General features: G+C 64.9%; 16 protein-coding genes and 1 pseudogene. 11 read left to right on the top strand and 6 right to left on the bottom strand.

Annotated features, from left to right (window positions below; genetic code table 11):
- Positions 1–182 precede the first annotated feature (182 nt).
- Both aceA and W823_RS41250 read left to right on the top strand, forming a co-directional pair.
- A complete protein-coding gene (gene aceA, locus W823_RS41255; protein WP_023957510.1) occupies positions 183–1,478 on the top strand; it encodes an isocitrate lyase in 1,296 nt (431 codons plus the stop codon).
- A 201-nt stretch (positions 1,479–1,679) separates the two neighbouring features.
- Entirely contained in the window at positions 1,680–2,567 is an 888-nt protein-coding gene (locus W823_RS41250) for a 3-hydroxybutyryl-CoA dehydrogenase (RefSeq protein ID WP_023957508.1), read from the top strand.
- A 19-nt stretch (positions 2,568–2,586) separates the two neighbouring features.
- On the opposite strand, the gene W823_RS41245 is transcribed toward W823_RS41250, so the two are convergent.
- The 3 genes from W823_RS41245 to W823_RS41235 are packed head-to-tail and all read right to left on the bottom strand — an operon-like array spanning position 2,587 to position 4,634.
- Positions 2,587–3,420, bottom strand: a complete 834-nt coding sequence (locus W823_RS41245) for an SDR family NAD(P)-dependent oxidoreductase (RefSeq protein ID WP_023957506.1) — start codon at positions 3,418–3,420, stop codon at positions 2,587–2,589.
- Positions 3,417–3,791, bottom strand: coding sequence for a DUF4873 domain-containing protein (locus W823_RS41240; RefSeq protein ID WP_023957504.1), 375 nt, complete (start codon positions 3,789–3,791; stop codon positions 3,417–3,419). The genes W823_RS41245 and W823_RS41240 overlap by 4 nt, the downstream gene beginning before the upstream one ends.
- A gap of 54 nt (positions 3,792–3,845) precedes the next feature.
- Complete coding sequence (locus tag W823_RS41235; RefSeq protein ID WP_023957502.1) at positions 3,846–4,634, bottom strand: TetR/AcrR family transcriptional regulator; 789 nt, start codon at positions 4,632–4,634, stop codon at positions 3,846–3,848.
- A 304-nt stretch (positions 4,635–4,938) separates the two neighbouring features.
- On the opposite strand from W823_RS41235, the gene W823_RS41230 reads away from it, so the two are divergent.
- The 8 genes and pseudogenes from W823_RS41230 to W823_RS41195 all read left to right on the top strand — a co-directional run bounded on the left by W823_RS41230 (position 4,939) and on the right by W823_RS41195 (position 11,820).
- Positions 4,939–6,156 (top strand): DUF445 domain-containing protein, encoded by a 1,218-nt coding sequence (locus W823_RS41230; protein ID WP_031332082.1) that lies wholly within the window; start codon positions 4,939–4,941, stop codon positions 6,154–6,156.
- A 136-nt stretch (positions 6,157–6,292) separates the two neighbouring features.
- Positions 6,293–6,787 carry a helix-turn-helix domain-containing protein gene (locus W823_RS41225; protein WP_023957498.1) on the top strand — a complete coding sequence of 165 codons (495 nt, stop codon included), beginning with the start codon at positions 6,293–6,295 and terminating at the stop codon, positions 6,785–6,787.
- Positions 6,784–7,581, top strand: a complete 798-nt coding sequence (locus tag W823_RS41220; RefSeq protein WP_023957496.1) for a hypothetical protein — start codon at positions 6,784–6,786, stop codon at positions 7,579–7,581. The genes W823_RS41225 and W823_RS41220 overlap by 4 nt, the downstream gene beginning before the upstream one ends.
- 107 nt (positions 7,582–7,688) lie before the next feature.
- Positions 7,689–7,982: a DUF2516 family protein gene (locus tag W823_RS41215; RefSeq protein WP_033336109.1), complete on the top strand. Its 294-nt coding sequence runs from the start codon at positions 7,689–7,691 to the stop codon at positions 7,980–7,982.
- A gap of 91 nt (positions 7,983–8,073) precedes the next feature.
- Positions 8,074–8,991, top strand: a complete 918-nt coding sequence (locus tag W823_RS41210; RefSeq protein ID WP_031332080.1) for a diiron oxygenase — start codon at positions 8,074–8,076, stop codon at positions 8,989–8,991.
- 64 nt (positions 8,992–9,055) lie between these two features.
- Positions 9,056–9,742: pseudogene (locus tag W823_RS41205) on the top strand (MerR family transcriptional regulator); the annotation flags it as partial.
- A 99-nt stretch (positions 9,743–9,841) separates the two neighbouring features.
- Entirely contained in the window at positions 9,842–10,888 is a 1,047-nt protein-coding gene (locus W823_RS41200; protein WP_023957488.1) for an alpha/beta fold hydrolase, read from the top strand.
- On the top strand, positions 10,888–11,820 hold the full coding sequence (locus W823_RS41195; protein ID WP_023957486.1) for an alpha/beta fold hydrolase: 933 nt from the start codon (positions 10,888–10,890) through the stop codon (positions 11,818–11,820). The genes W823_RS41200 and W823_RS41195 overlap by 1 nt, the downstream gene beginning before the upstream one ends.
- Here W823_RS41195 and deoC read toward each other — a convergent pair.
- Positions 11,817–12,515 carry a deoxyribose-phosphate aldolase gene (gene deoC, locus W823_RS41190; RefSeq protein ID WP_023957484.1) on the bottom strand — a complete coding sequence of 233 codons (699 nt, stop codon included), beginning with the start codon at positions 12,513–12,515 and terminating at the stop codon, positions 11,817–11,819. The genes W823_RS41195 and deoC overlap by 4 nt on opposite strands.
- Before the next feature lie 27 nt (positions 12,516–12,542).
- On the opposite strand from deoC, the gene purU reads away from it, so the two are divergent.
- Positions 12,543–13,430 (top strand): formyltetrahydrofolate deformylase, encoded by an 888-nt coding sequence (gene purU / locus W823_RS41185; RefSeq protein WP_031332076.1) that lies wholly within the window; start codon positions 12,543–12,545, stop codon positions 13,428–13,430.
- A gap of 40 nt (positions 13,431–13,470) precedes the next feature.
- On the opposite strand, the gene W823_RS41180 is transcribed toward purU, so the two are convergent.
- Together W823_RS41180 and W823_RS41175 are read right to left on the bottom strand one after the other, a co-directional pair.
- Positions 13,471–14,709, bottom strand: a complete 1,239-nt coding sequence (locus W823_RS41180) for an LmeA family phospholipid-binding protein (RefSeq protein WP_023957480.1) — start codon at positions 14,707–14,709, stop codon at positions 13,471–13,473.
- A 93-nt stretch (positions 14,710–14,802) separates the two neighbouring features.
- Positions 14,803–15,600 (bottom strand): carbon-nitrogen hydrolase family protein, encoded by a 798-nt coding sequence (locus W823_RS41175; RefSeq protein ID WP_023957478.1) that lies wholly within the window; start codon positions 15,598–15,600, stop codon positions 14,803–14,805.
- Between the last annotated feature and the right edge of the window lie 80 nt (positions 15,601–15,680).

Genomic DNA, 15,680 nt, shown 5'->3' with positions numbered 1-15,680 from the left:
CTGGCCCGAATTCACACGAGACAACCTGTGGACCTGCGGATTTGTGTGTGGCACTCTCGGTTAAGGCACCGCCTCGCCAGGGTGAAGAAGTTGTTAATTTGCCCCGATCAGGTTCGGCTGGGCTCCGGACCCACCGGAGCGGGCCACTACACCAGCAAGCTAACGAAAATGGAGTGCGAGATATGAGCACCGTCGGAAAACCAAGGACTGCCGAAGAGATCCAGCAGGACTGGGACACCAACCCTCGTTGGAAGGGCATCACCCGCGACTACAGCGCGGAGTCGGTCGCGAACCTCCAGGGTTCTGTGGTCGAAGAGCAGACCCTCGCGCGCCGTGGCGCCGAGATCCTCTGGGAGGGTGTCACCCAGGGTGACGGCAGCTACATCAACGCACTCGGTGCCCTGACCGGTAACCAGGCTGTGCAGCAGGTTCGCGCCGGCCTCAAGGCCGTGTACCTCTCCGGCTGGCAGGTCGCCGGCGACGCCAACCTCTCGGGCCACACCTACCCGGACCAGTCGCTGTACCCCGCGAACTCGGTTCCCTCGGTCGTCCGTCGCATCAACAACGCTCTGCTGCGCGCCGACGAGATCGCCCGCGTCGAGGGTGACAACTCGGTCGACAACTGGGTTGTTCCCATCGTCGCCGACGGTGAAGCCGGCTTCGGTGGCGCGCTGAACGTCTACGAGCTGCAGAAGGCCATGATCGCCGCAGGTGCCGCCGGCACCCACTGGGAAGACCAGCTGGCTTCGGAGAAGAAGTGCGGCCACCTCGGTGGCAAGGTGCTCATCCCGACCCAGCAGCACATCCGCACCCTGAGCGCGGCGCGCCTGGCTGCAGACGTCGCCAACGTTCCGACCGTGGTCATCGCCCGCACCGACGCCGAGGCGGCCACGCTGATCACCTCCGACGTCGACGATCGGGACAAGAAGTTCGTCACCGGTGAGCGCACCGCCGAGGGCTACTACCACGTCAAGAACGGCATCGAGCCGTGCATCGAGCGCGCCAAGTCCTACGCGCCGTACGCCGACATGATCTGGATGGAGACCGGCACCCCCGATCTCGAGCTCGCCCGCAAGTTCGCCGAGTCCGTCAAGAGCGAGTTCCCGGACCAGCTGCTGTCCTACAACTGCAGCCCGTCGTTCAACTGGAGCAAGCACCTCGACGATTCCACGATCGCGAAGTTCCAGAACGAGCTCGGCGCAATGGGATTCACGTTCCAGTTCATCACCCTGGCCGGCTTCCACTCGCTGAACTACGGCATGTTCGATCTCGCCTACGGTTACGCCCGCGAGCAGATGACGGCGTTCGTCGACCTGCAGAACCGCGAGTTCAAGGCCGCCGACGAGCGTGGCTTCACCGCCGTCAAGCACCAGCGTGAGGTCGGCGCCGGCTACTTCGACAACATCGCCACCACCGTCGATCCCACCAGCAGCACCACCGCGCTGGCAGGAAGCACCGAAGAGGGTCAATTCCACTAGAACTGGACCCCCTCTCGGGAACTTGAGCGAACTAGTGGGCGGCTCGCGACTACCGTTGCGGGCCGCCTGCTCGTTTTCAGGTGAGTTCTGGGCGTACCCCACAAGGGTTACCCTCGTCTCGCCTTTTGTGTTGGTTGTTCTTTGTTCAATGATTTCTTTCGGTTCAAAGATGTTGTGCTCGTTGTTTTTTAGGAGCTTGTTGTGAGCGAGAAGATTTCGCGGGTCGGCGTGATCGGTGCCGGTCAGATGGGCGCAGGCATTGCCGAGGTCTGTGCCCGGGCGCACGCCGACGTGTTGGTGTACGAGACGACCCGCGAGCTCGCAGCCGCCGGAAGATCCCGCATCCTGCGATCCCTCGATCGCGGTGTGAGCAGCGGAAAGCTCACCGAACGCGAACGGGAGCAGGCCTCCGCGCGGCTGCGGTTCACCACCGATCTGGGCGACTTCGCTGACCGGCAGATGGTGTGTGAGGCAGTGATCGAAGACGAATCGATCAAGACCGAGATCTTCGAGCAGCTCGACAAAGTGGTCACCGACCCGAATGCCGTGCTCGCTTCCAACACCTCCTCGATCCCGATCATGAAGCTGGGCATGGCCACAGCTAATGCCGACCGTGTAATCGGCATGCACTTCTTCAACCCGGTTCCGGTGCTCCCACTCGTCGAACTGGTGACCACGTTGATGACCTCGCCCGAGGTGACCACGCGCGCAGAGCAATTCGCCCGCGACATCCTGGGCAAAGAAGTGGTCCGATCGGCAGATCGCTCCGGGTTCGTTGTCAACGCACTGTTGGTTCCCTACCTTCTCTCCGCGATTCGCATGGTGGAGAGCGGATTTGCCACGGTGGAAGACATCGACAAGGCCATGGTGCTCGGCTGTGCCCACCCGATGGGTCCGCTCAAACTGAGTGACCTCGTCGGTCTCGACACGGTCAAGGCGATCGCCGACAAGATGTACGAAGAGTTCAAGGAACCGTTGTACGCCCCGCCCCCTGTGTTGCTGCGCATGGTGGAGGCCGGCCGGCTCGGCAAGAAGTCCGGGCACGGGTTCTACAAGTACGAGTCCACGAAGGCCGGCGTCAAGAACTGACCGGCTGGACGTGCGTGGGTCAGGCGGGCGGGAACAGTGGCCCCCCACCGAACGGTTCGCGATGGGATTTCGGTGGCGTTCCGTCGTTGTTCACCAACCCGTACTGCGCGCCGAGTTCCGCGGTCACCAGGGTGTGGCCGTTGCGCTCGGGCAACGAGGGGTCCCGCCACAGACGGTCGATGACGCGGCCGACGAATTGAGGATGTTCTGCCTCGTCCAGCCGGAAACCGGCGAACTCCTCGATGCCCAGCGACATCAGCAGCTCGGTCTGGATCAGGCCCAGCCACAACGAGATCGCGGCCACGCCTGTGCCGGAGAGTTCGTGGCCCATGTCGAAGGCCATCTTGTCGAGGGCGGCTTTGCTCATGCCGTACAGCACCGAATGCAGGTGGCCGCGGGTCCCGAACGACGAGATGTTGATCATCAGGCCGCTGCCCTGCGGAACCATGATCTTCGCGGCCTCCACGCAGGCGACGTAGTGTGCCCGTAAACCGACCGTGATCAGGGTGTCCCAATCACCGATTGGCCGCTCCCAGAACTTGTCGCTGAATCCGCCGAACCCTTTCGGGGCCGCCCAGACATTGTTGACCAGCAGGTCGAGTCGACCATGCTCTGCCGAGATCTGGTCGAACAAGGCGGACACCGAGGCGTCGTCTGAGTGGTCGCAGCTCACGCCGACAGCGGCGCCACCGGACGCGTTGATCTCCGATACCGTCTGTCCCAGTGGCTCATCCGGCTTCACACCACCGCGTGCGGTCACGTAGACGGTCCAGCCGCAGGCCCCCAATGCCGTTGCCACACCCTTGCCGACGCCACGGCTGGCGCCGGTCACCAGCGCCACGCGTTCGGTCACCGGATGTCCTCTCCGGTTGACGTCCCCGGGATGTGGATGTCGTCGCGATCGACGTCGTCGGGTAGCTGCGCGAACGGGGGAGCGGTGACGCCCGTGATGGTGAAACCGCCGAACAGGTCCACCGCGGACAGCTCACCCTCGCCCGCCCCTTCCGGAGTCTCGACGATGGCCCGGGTTCCGGCGGCTATCACCACGTCGGCGGGCAGTGCCGGCGCGAGCCCGCGGATACGTCCGGCCCAGACGTAGCGACCCGCCAGCGGATCGAAATGCCCCGACAACTCCACCTGAACCTGCGCGGGCTCGTGCCCGTCGATCGTCACCGTCGCCGGACCTGAGTAGGACCCGGCCCCGTCGTCCTCGTGCTCAGCCATGCCGACAAACCTATCCCGCGGCCACCGGCGCCCGACAACGATCGCAGACAGCAGTCACTCCGGAGCGCCGGGCGCCTTCGGGAGGGGATGGTCCAGGGAGTTGAAGTACTCGGCCGAGCCCCCGGCTGCAGTGATGCCGGCAATCGAGGACCACACCATCATCGTGAGGTAGTCGATCAGCTGTTCCTTGCCCAGCCGGTGCTCCACCATCCACCAATGCACTGCGAGCTGGATGGCCCCGACAAGGCTGTAGGCCCAGGTCTCGACACCACCGGTTTGCGAGCCCTGCTCCACGAGTCGGTTGATCATGACAAACGTGAGCATCTGGGCAATCAGCTTCTGGGAGTCCGCCACCACCTCCGAGCCCGATCCGCCCGACATCACAAACGAGTAGATCTGCGGTTCGTCGGCAACGGTCTGCACATAGACCGAGATGACCATCCGCGTCAGTTCGAACTCGCCGACGTCCTCGTTGATCGCACTGCCGAGGCGTGGCACCAGGACGGTCTCGATGAAACGCATCATCGCGGCAGTGGTGAGGTCACTCTTGTCGGTGAAGTACCGGTAGAGGACGGTCTTGGAAACGCCTATCTCCTGGGCGATCTCGTCCATCCCGGCATCGGCGCCGAGGGTGCGTACCGCAGCCAGGGTGCCATCGACCAGTTCGCTGCGCCGGGCTTCCTTGTGACTTTCCCACCGGCGTTTGCGGCCGTCGGGTTTGGCCTCGTCGGCACCCACCTGGTGGCGGATCGCCTGAGGCAACGCAACACCTTTGCTGGCCGCGACAGCGGCGGCAGCAACGGCCGCGCGCGCGGCGGCGGCGGGGTTGGGACGTGGTGACATCGGTGCGGAGTCGTTTCTGGTCGTGGGCGGTCGCGTCCAGCTTATGTTCCCCGGCACTGCGCAACGCCCAAAGAGAGCCGAGTCACCTTCGCCGGCGCGATTCTGTGCCCCGACTTTGGGTAACACTGGACAAATGAATGCGACTCCAGCGACGCCGCCGGCCATCGACCCGGGTGGACGCCATCGGTTGCCCGGTGAGCTTCCGGCCGGTCGGCCTTCGTCCTCACCGTCGGGTGAGGCCCCGAAACGGACCATCGCCGGGCTCAGCGGAGCCGACGCCGAACGCAAGGCCGCGCTTCGCCGGATGAAGATGGTGGCCACCGGGTTCCTGCTGTTCGCCGCTGCCGTCTACTTCTTCTGTCGCTGGATCGAGGATCGGGACGGCGACAACGTCGCTGCCTGGGTGGGTTACGTACGCGCGGCGTCCGAGGCCGGAATGGTGGGCGCGCTCGCCGACTGGTTCGCGGTGACGGCGCTGTTCAAACACCCACTGGGGATTCCGATTCCGCACACTGCGTTGATCCGGAAGAAGAAGGACCAGATCGGCGAACAGCTCGGCGACTTCATCGAGGACAACTTCATGACCCCTGAGGTCATCGAAGACAAGGTGTCGCAACTGGCACTGCCCACCCGGGTCTCGTCATGGCTCGCCGATCCGAAGAACGCACCCCGGGTGGGTGCCGAAGCGGCGCGGGGTATCGCTTTCGCTGCCGAGATGCTCGACGACGAGGACATCGAGCAGCTGATCATGGCGGGAATGCGCTGGGCCGCCGAACCTGAATGGGGACCGCCGGCCGGGCGGGTGCTCGAACAATTGATCGCAGAGAACCGGCTGGAGCCGGTGATTCAGATGGTCTGCGACCGGGCCCACGACTTCGCTCTGGGCAGCCAGGATCTGATCGACCGGGTGATCGACAAGGACGGGCCCGCGTGGGCCCCGAAGTTCGTGAACTCACTGGTCGGGGACCGTCTCTACCGTGAGCTGGTCGAGTTCACCTTCAAGGTGAGGTCGGATCCGGATCATCAGGTGCGCCAGGCGATGACCGCCATGCTCGTCCAACTCGCGACCGACCTGCAGAACGATCCGGCGACCATCGCGAAACTCGAGGCGATCAAGACCGAGATGCTCGAACGCGACGAGGTCACCGGTGCGGCGTCGACCGCCTGGAATGCGGGCAAGGCGCTCATCGAGCAATTGCTGGCCGATCCCAACGGGACGTTGCGGGCCACACTGACCGATTCGATCATCCAGGTGGCCGTCCGCATCCGCGACGACGAGGTGCTGCAGAACAAGATGAATCAGTGGATGGTGCGCGTGGCACGGCACGTCTCGCAGAACTACTCGCAGGAGATCATCTCGGTGATCACCGAGACGGTCCGTGGTTGGGACGCCGACGACACGAGCAAGAAGATCGAGTTGCAGGTGGGTCGGGATCTGCAGTTCATCAGGATCAACGGCACCGTGGTGGGGTCGCTGGCCGGCCTCACCATCTACACCGTGTCCGTGCTGCTCTTCCACTAGCGGGCGAGACGGGGCCGCAGGGCTGGCGCGCCTCTGACCAGCGATCGGCTGTGGTCTCCATCACGAATTAGCAGATTGCTTGCAATTGCTAGCAGACGTGGCAGTATGGGGAACCGAAGCCTGAAGGAGTAGCCGAATGGTTCCCACACCAGCTGAATCCGAGGACGAACCGGTGACGGCGGTTGTCGCGAACGCGGCACAGGACATTGCCCAGGACATCGGTGCCAACGTTGCCACCGCTGCCCAGGACATAGGCAGTTTCATCAGGTCTCAACGGATCGCCGCCGAGGTGTCATTGCGTCAGCTCGCCGAGCGCGCGGGGGTGAGCAATCCGTACCTCAGTCAAATCGAACGAGGGTTGCGCAAACCTTCTGCAGACGTACTGGCCCAGATCGCAAAGGGGCTGCGCGTGTCTGCCGAAGTGCTGTACGTGCGGGCCGGAATCTTGGAAGAGCGGCCCGCGAGTCCGATGCGCGACGCGCTGATGGCCGACACCGCCATCAGTGAACGCCAGAAACAAGTGTTGCTCGAGATCTACGAGTCCTTCTGTAAAGAGAACCGGGCTGCGAGCGAAAGCGACACGGACACAACACAATCAGCACCAACCTCAGATACCGGAGACAACACATGACCAAGTCAGACCGCAATCTCGCCAACCCGATCTACGCCGCTGTCGGCGCAGGAGACCTCGCCCTCAAGCAGGTCAACGAAGTGATCGCCCAGCTGCGCGAGCGCACCGAGACCGCCACCGAGCAGGCACAGGCGCGTTTCGAAGAGACCCGCACCACCGCGCAGAGCCGCATCGAGGAAACCCGCGAGCGCATCACGGCGCTGCCGGAAGAGGTTCCCTCGACCGTGGAAGAGCTGCGCACCAAGTTCACCCCTGAAGAGCTGCGCAAGGTCGCCGAGGCCTACATCGAGGTCGCGACCGGCATCTACAACTCGCTCGCCGAGCGCGGCGAAGAGACCGTCGAGCGCCTGCGCACCGCTCCTGCTGTCGGAGAACAGCTCTCGCGCGCCGAGAAGGTCTACAACGACGCGGTTGACCTGACCGAGGACACCCTCGGCACCATCTCGTCGCAGACGCGGGCCGTCGGCCAGCGCGCGGCGAAGCTCGCCGGTCGCGCCTCGGCCAACATCGAAGAGGCCATCGAGGACGCCACAGACGAGGCCACCGACAAGCTCAACGGCACCGCCGGCAAGGTTGAGATCAAGGCGCGTGCTTCGAAGAACTCACCTGCCAAGAAGATCGCCGAGGCCAAGGAAGCGGCTCAGAAGACGCCGGCCGCCACGGAACCGGCTCCGGCCAAAGCTCCCGCCAAGAAGGCCCCGGCGAAGGCCGCCACACCTGCCACCGCAGCGAAGGCGCCCGCCAAGAAGGCTGCTCCGGCCAAGAAGGCTCCGGCCAAGAAGACCACCGGATAGTCATCGACTGACGAGCCGTCAGGCTCACCGCCGCCGTGTTTCTTCGGCGCGACCGCCAACTTCGGCGAACCGGACAGTAGGCTGCCACCGTGGATGTCATCTCTTTCATGGGTTACGCGCAGAGCATTGTCCTGTTGCTGTTGACGGTCGCGGCCGGAGTCGCGGCGGCGGTGTCGTTGGTGCATGCCGCACTTCAGCGGCCGGATGCCTTTCCGGCGGTCGACCGCCAGACGAAGGTGATCTGGGTGAGCATCCTCGCGGCCGCCACATTGATCATCTGGCTGTTCGGCGCGATCAGCTTCCTCGGGATCATCGCTGTGGTCGCTGCGATCGTCTACATCGTCGACGTGCGGCCCCGGGTCGACTCCATTCAGAACCAGTCCTGGTTCCGCAAACGATGACAACATTGATTGACGAATAACCTTGACAATGGGCGGTGTCGTATAGGACTGTGGTCCTAAGCACACATCGTCCTTTGGAAGGGAGTCCGCGATGACAATGATTGTCGAACCCGCGTCCAGACTCGACCGCGTGCACGACCGGCAGGACATCGCCAAGAGGTTGTTGAAGTCGGCCGCACGCAAGTCCTACGACCCGCTCATCGAGGTCGATTGGGATGCCGAGGTGGTCCCCGGTCTCTACGGCATGACCCCGGAGTGGTGCAGCCTGTACGGCACGGACCTGTGGGACCGGATGACCGAAGAGCAGCGCATCACCCTCACCAACCACGAGGCCGCCAGCATCAGCGCCACGGGCATCTGGTTCGAGCTCATCCTCATGCAGATGCTCATCCGCGACGCCTACCGCCAGGACCCGGCGAGCCCACACTTCCAGTTCGCGCTCACCGAGATCGCCGATGAGTGCCGCCACTCGACCATGTTCGCCAAGGCGGCAGAGGTCTTCGGTATCCCCAACTACGAGCGGCCCCGGTGGGTCAACTTCCTCTCGCGGCCCTTCAAGGCGCTGGCGTCGGGATCCCTGGCCTTCGGTGGCACCCTTGCCGCCGAGGAGATCCTCGACATGATGCAACGCGATTTCATGAAAGACGATCGCGTACAACCGGTCACACGCACGGTGAGCAAGATCCACGTGCTCGAAGAAGCCCGTCACATCCGCTTCGCCCGCGAAGAAACGGTGCGCATCGCGGCCGAGATGACCCCCATGCGTCGTCGCATGACCCAGCTCTCGTTGGCCGTCACCGTGTACCTGGTGATGTACAGCCTGGTGAACCCGAAGGTGTACGAGGCCGCGGGCCTCGACAAGCGCGAGGCCAAGCGGGCTGCGCGCAACAATGTGCACTACCGCGACCGCACCAGGGACGGCTTTGCCAAGACCATCCGCTTCCTCGACGAGTGCGGTCTGATCGGTGGCCCCGGCAAACTGCTGCTCAAGCGGGCCGCAATCATCTGACGACAACCGGCGATACCGGCCCGCCTCCGCCGTCAAGCATCACGACCCGACCTAGAATGAGCGGATGGCTGAATACCGGATCAACGAACTCGCGGATGTCTCCGGCGTCAGCGTTCGCAACATCAGGGTCTATCAGGACCGTGGGTTGTTGCCGCCGCCAAAGATCAAGGGGCGCACGGGCTGGTACTCGGCCGAACATCTGAGCCGGCTCAAGGTGATCTCGCAGATGCTCGAGCGCGGGTACACCTTCGCCACGATCAGCGAATTGTTGATGGCCGCCCGGTATGGGCTGAAGGTGGAACACGTCCTCGAAGGGGAGCCCAAACGCGGTAGCCGGTGGAAGAACTTCCGCCGGATGGCCACCATCACGATCTCCGAACTCCGCAAAGGGCTCGGGGCCACCGACAGCAACATCGCGCTCGGCCAGCGTCTCGGACTGCTGGTCAAAGAGGGTGCGGGTTACGCCGTGACCAACCCCGAGGTGCTGGCCGGCGCCGAGGTCCTGGTGAAGGCGGGCATCGATCTGGATGTTCTGCTCACGCGATGGGAGCGGGTCCAGCAGGATCTGCAGGACATCGCGGCAAGCTTCGTCTCGATCGTCACCGACAAGTACTTCGAGGACGGGTCGCCGCTCGAGCTCGAGGAGAGCGAAGTGATCCGGCTGGCCGAACTCGTGCACACCGTGCGGCCCATGGCGCACGACATCGTCGAGGTCGCGTTCAGCAAGGCGATGGACACCGAGATCTCCAAGCGCTCGATCGCGGTGCCGAACTGATGATGGCAACAGATGATGAGAAGGCCGGCGTCCAGGCGGAGTCCGGCTCCACATAGAGATGGGTAGATCGGACAGATGAACACACGATCAGTGGCTGTCGGCGGTGCCGCGGTAGGAGTGGGAGTGATCGCGGCCGGTGCGGCGATCACCGGCACCTTCCTCGGATCGATCGTGCGAGAGGCCCTGAAGGCACCTGACCCGATCGAAGACGAGCCCGACCCGCTGCTCGCCACGCCGGCGCAGGACCCCGAGCACATCGAGGTGATCGCCGCTGACGGCACCCCGATCAACGTCGTCGCGTACGGTCCCCCGGACGGAGAGCTGATGGTGCTGGTCCACGGCTGGACCTGCAACACCAAGTACTGGTATCCCCAGATCAACACCTTCTGCGACCGCTTCCGCGTGATCGCGTACGACCAGCGCGGGCACGGCGAATCGCCCCGTGGCAAGACGAAGCTCAGTACCGATCTGCTCGGTCAGGATCTCCAGTCCGTCCTCACCTCCGTGGTGCCCGCAGGGCGCAAGGCATTGATCGCCGGACACAGCATGGGCGGGATGACCATCCTGTCCTGGGCTCAGCAGTTCCCCGAGACCGTGCCGGAGGTGGCGCGCGCGGTGATCCTCACGTCGACGTGTTCCAACCATCTGCTGCCCAACCTCGGCCTGATCCCGCTCGACCTCCCGAAGGCACTCTCGCCGATGGAGTACCTGACGGGTCGGCTCGTCGCCGGTGCCACGATCCATCTGCCGCGGACGCAGATGTCGCGCAAGGTGACCCAGTACATCGCGCTGAACACCACGTCGCGCAAATCCCACGTCGACTTCTGTGACGACATGGTGGCCTCGTGCCCAGGTCGCTCCCGCGGGAAGTGGGGAAACGCGATGGTGGACCTGAACGTGTCCGACGGACTCGACGCCCTGGTGGTGCCCACGGTTGTTGTGGTCGGTTGCGACGACAAGCTCACTCCGCCGGTGCATTCGGAGCAGATGGCCAAGGTGCTACAGAGCCACGGCCACCTCGAAGAGCTGGTGATGTGGCCGGGCATCGGGCACATGAGCAGTATCGAGAACTCCGACGGTTACAACAAGCTGATCACCGACCTGCTGCAACGCACCGCCTGATGGCCACCCGCGATCAGGCGGTCCTGCACGAGCCCCGACAACCGGTGGAACACCGGACCGTCGACAGGCCGGCAGGTGCCTCGATCGCGATCAGCATTTACGGTCCCGCCGACGGTCCGGTGGTGGTGCTCGTCCACGGCTTCGCCGTGAACTCCAAATACTGGTATCCGCAGGTGAACGGACTCGCGGACCGTTACCGCGTGGTCATCTACGACCAGCGTGGTCACGGGCGTTCGGCCCTCGGGTCCGATCCCACCGTGAACGACCACCTCGGACAGGACCTCGATGCGGTCCTCGGTGCGGTGGTACCCGACGGTGAGAAGGCCGTGATCGTCGGGCACAGCATGGGCGGCATGTCGGTCATGAGCTGGGCCGCCCAGTTCCCGGCGAGCGTCCGAACGTACGCGCGGGCGATCATGCTCGCCGGTACCGCGGCCACGGCGCCGGTCACCAAAGCCGCCATGCGCTTCGGAGATCCGGCAACTCTCGCACGCCGCGCCGAATACGAGTTCGCCTGGCTTGCATTTCGGGCGATCCACTGGCCCGGAGGTGACCTGATGATGCGATCCGGTATGACGGTCGCCGGAGCGTTGTTCCCCGGGATCAGTCGCCCGCAGCTCAAGTTCCTCGACTCACTCCTGCGTGAAACAGACTGGCGCACAAGGGCAAAAGTCGGCAGATCGCTGGAAGATCTGCACGTCGAGCGCGGGTTGGCGAACATGCCGGTGCCCGTCGCAGTGGTGGTGGGGGACCGGGACAGGCTGACCCCGCCCAGGCTGGCCGATCCGGTGGCCAATGCCCTGCGCTACACGGGCTCGCTCGAACGATTCGAAACCTGGCGCGGCGCAACGCATCTACTCAATTGGGAGCAGCCGGAGCGATTCAATCGGACGATCGAGGAGCTCTTCTCCGCCACGCCACGACCACGTTAGTCGGGGAACCCGTCGAGCACTGCCCGCGAGCCGGACAGGCCGAGCCTGGTGGCGCCGGCCGCGATCAGCTCGGCAGCGAACTCGGCGGTGCGGATGCCTCCGCTGGCCTTGACACCCACCCCGGGGCCCACGGCCGCGGCCATGAGTCGCACCGCCTCGACACTCGCACCGCCGGCAGGATGAAAACCGGTGGAGGTCTTCACCATCGATGCCCCACCTCGGACGGCGGCCTGGCACACCGAGGTGACGGTGTCGGGGCCGGCGAGCGACAACAGTGCTGCGGACTCGATGATGACCTTCAGTGTGATCGACGCGCCGATGCCTTCTCTGACGGTGAGGACATCGGCGAAGATCTCGTCGAACCTGCCGTCCACGGCAGCGCCGACGTCGATCACCATGTCGATCTCCTGCGCGCCGGAGTCAACCGCGAGCCGCGCTTCGGCCGCCTTGACCAACGAATGGTGCTTGCCGGAGGGGAATCCGGCGACCACACAGCTCCGCTGGGCGCCGGTGTCGATGGGCAGCATCGACGGTGAGAGGCAGACGGCGAGCACCCCCAGATCGGCGGCTTCGGCGACCGTTGCCTCGGCATCGGCACGGGTCGCCTCGGGTTTGAGAAGTGTGTGATCCACCATCGCGGCGACCACACGCCGGGTGAGGCTCGAGCCGGTCGGGGCAGGCAAGGTATCGGACATGAACCGAGCTTGGCACACTGGTTGGTTGTGACCACACTCTCGCCGGTCGATTCCGCCGGCCACCGCTATGTGCTGACTCTCGGCTGCCCCGACACCACGGGCATCGTTGCCCGGATCTCGGGATTCTTGGCCGAGATCGGCGGTTGGATCGTGGAGGCGGCCTACCACTCCGATCCCGACAACGGCTGGTTCTTCACCCGCCAGGCTGTGCGTGCCGACTCGGTGCAGATGGATGTCGACGAGCTGCGGGCACGGTTCGAGTCCGAGGTGGTCGCCGGGCTGGGCCCGGAAACCGAATGGCGCGTGAGCGATTCGGCCGTGCCGAAGAAAACCGTGCTGCTGGTGAGCAAAGAAGGCCACTGCCTCGGTGATCTCCTGGGCCGCTCCTACCGAGGCGAGCTGCCCGCCGAGATCAACGCGGTCATCGGCAACCACCGGGCACTCGAGGACTTCACCACGCGGATGGGCGTGCCGTTCCACCACGTGCCGTTCGGCGAGGACAAGGCCGCTGCCTTCGAGGAACTACGCGAACTCGTCGACGTCCACAACCCCGACGCCGTGGTGCTCGCGCGGTTCATGCAGATCCTGCCCGAGGAGTTGTGTGATCACTGGGCGCGCAAGGCGCTCAACATCCACCACAGCTTCCTCCCGTCGTTCGTCGGGGCGCGGCCCTACCATCAGGCGTTCACCCGAGGGGTGAAGCTGATCGGGGCCACCTGTCACTACGTCACCAGCGAGCTGGATGCGGGCCCCATCATCGAACAGGACGTGATCCGCATCGACCACTCCGACTCGGTGGCCGACATGGTGCGCCAGGGACGCGACATCGAGAAGCTCGTGCTCGCACGCGGGCTCCGCTGGCATCTCGAGGACCGCGTGCTGGTGCACGGACGAAAGACGGTGGTGTTCAGCTGACCCTCGCGGGTTCAGCGGCCCCGCTTCAGCCGACCGGCACTCAGACGACGCTGCAGGTGTCGCTCTCGCTGTTGTTGCTCGACTCGCTGCTCTGCGGGAGGGCGACGTCCGTTCCGGAGAACGCGAACTCGACTCCACGATCGGTGACCTTGAGCTGGTCGAAGCTCACCTGATCGAACATCGGCGGGAACAGGCCGGCACTGACCTGGTCGACCAGGAGCTGCGCCCACGAGGTCGGGATGCCAAACGATGCCGCGCTGGCGTCGACGACCTCGAACGTCAGCTTGCCGTCCTTGGTGATCGGTTTGAGCTCCGCCTCGGCAGGCAGCGAGAACATCAGCAGCTGGAAGTTGCCGCCGATCGTGATGGTGCCCGCAGCTTCGTTGCCGGTGACCTTGTCCACCTTCAGCCCGCCGCCCATGGCCGACAGGAGGCCGCCGAGACCACCGGAGCCCGGGTCGGACGTGTTCGGGTCCGTGGTGGTCGCCGGGTCCTGGGTCTGCTGGCTGAGCTCCATGATCCGGCTGAAGGGGACGTAGCCGTTGCCCTGTAGTTCGCCGACGGTGGCGTCTTTGTCGCCGCTGCTGATGTCGTCTGCGCGAGCATGCAGCTTCATGGCCGAGTCGCCCTCGTCGCTGGTGTCGACCTGGACGTACGGGATCTCTCCCGACATCCACTGCATCAACATGGGCTTTTTGCTGAGCGACACCGAGGTCGGTGCCCCGGTGAGTTCGCCGAAGGACTGTTCGAGGCAGTCCTTGGACTTGCTTCGTAGGTACAGCTCACTGCCGACCCCGAGGATCACCAGCAGCAGCACCAGGCTGAGCGACACCATTCCGACGATCAAGCCACGCCTGCGCTTCGGTCGCTGGGGCGTGACGCCGCCGTCATCGGGCCCGCCTGGACCGTAGGAAGGTCCGGCCGGTGGGATCGGGGGCTCTCCGGGTCCGTCGTAGGGCGCGAAACCGTCCGGCGGCACCTCGAGCTGAGTGGTGTCGTGGCGACCTTGCGACCACGCCGTGTCGGGCTGCTGGCCCGCCGCGACCGGCGCGAACTTGTCGGTGGGCGGGTTCGGATCATCCTGTGCATTGTCGGGCACGCCGTGCGTGCCTGCAGGATCAGTACCGGTTCCGTGACCTGGATCGGCCTGTGGGGTATGGCCGGAATCGGGTCGGGGCGTCTGGGTTGTGTCGGCGAGATCGTTTCCCTCGGCTCGGTCGGCGGCATTGGGAGAGGGCTGCCCGGCCTGGGTCGATTCGGCGTCGTCGCGTTGATTCATCACGTCGATAATGCATGGTCAGAGGGCCAAACGGGGTAAGAGTTCGCTAAGTATCGCAATGCCGCAGGTCATGGCATGGAAATGGCACGGTGATCATTCGATGGGACGGCGGTTCGCCAGCACGGCGATGGCTGCGCGTGCGCGGTCCACTTGATCAAAGTCCAGATCAATGACAGCTAATTCTGGGTCGTTGCCGAGCTCGGTGTGCACGGCTCCGAAGGGGCCGGCGACGAGCGAATGGCCGATGCCGGTCGGCGCCGACGACTGCGCGACGTCGGGATCGGCCGGCACGGCCTGGCCGACGGCAGCAACAAAGCAGCCGCTGTCGAGGGCCCGCGCTGCCGCGAGGATGCGCCACTGTTCCAACTTGCCATCACCCGAACCCCAGGACGCCGGCACCACGATCAGCTGGGCGCCGCGATCGGCGAGCGCGGTGAACAACGCGGGGAATCGGATGTCGTAACAGGTTGCGACACCGACCGTTGTCTCGTCGACGTCGAAGGTGACCACATCGTCGCCGGCTTGGACGGTCCGCGATTCGGAGAACCCGAATGCGTCGTAGAGGTGGATCTTCTCGTAGCCGGTGAGGTCACCGTCCGCGTCGGCGATCACCAGTGTGTTCCGCACCCGCCCCTCGTCACCGGGAGTGAACATGCCGGCCACCACGGTGATCCCGTGGTCCCGTGCGACATCGCCGACCCCGCGCCCCCACGGGCCGTCCAGTGGTTCGGCCACCGGACCCAGCGGAACTCCGAAACGGCACATGGTGGCCTCGGGGAAGATCACCAGTTCGGCACCGGCGTCCGCGGCCGCGGCGCTCTGCTCGGCCACCAGGGCCAGGTTCGCGGACGGGTCGGTGCCGCTGGTGGTCTGGGCCAGGGCGATACGCATGCGACCTACCCTACGACCGTCGACCGTGCCGATAACCCCGCCGACCGTGCCGATAACTCCGTTCACCGGGCCCTAACAGC

Origin of the sequence: Williamsia sp. D3, assembly GCF_000506245.1 — a bacterium.
Classification (GTDB): domain Bacteria; phylum Actinomycetota; class Actinomycetes; order Mycobacteriales; family Mycobacteriaceae; genus Williamsia; species Williamsia muralis.
Note: the sequence above shows the minus strand (reverse complement) of the source record. Positions and strands in the feature narration are given on the sequence as shown.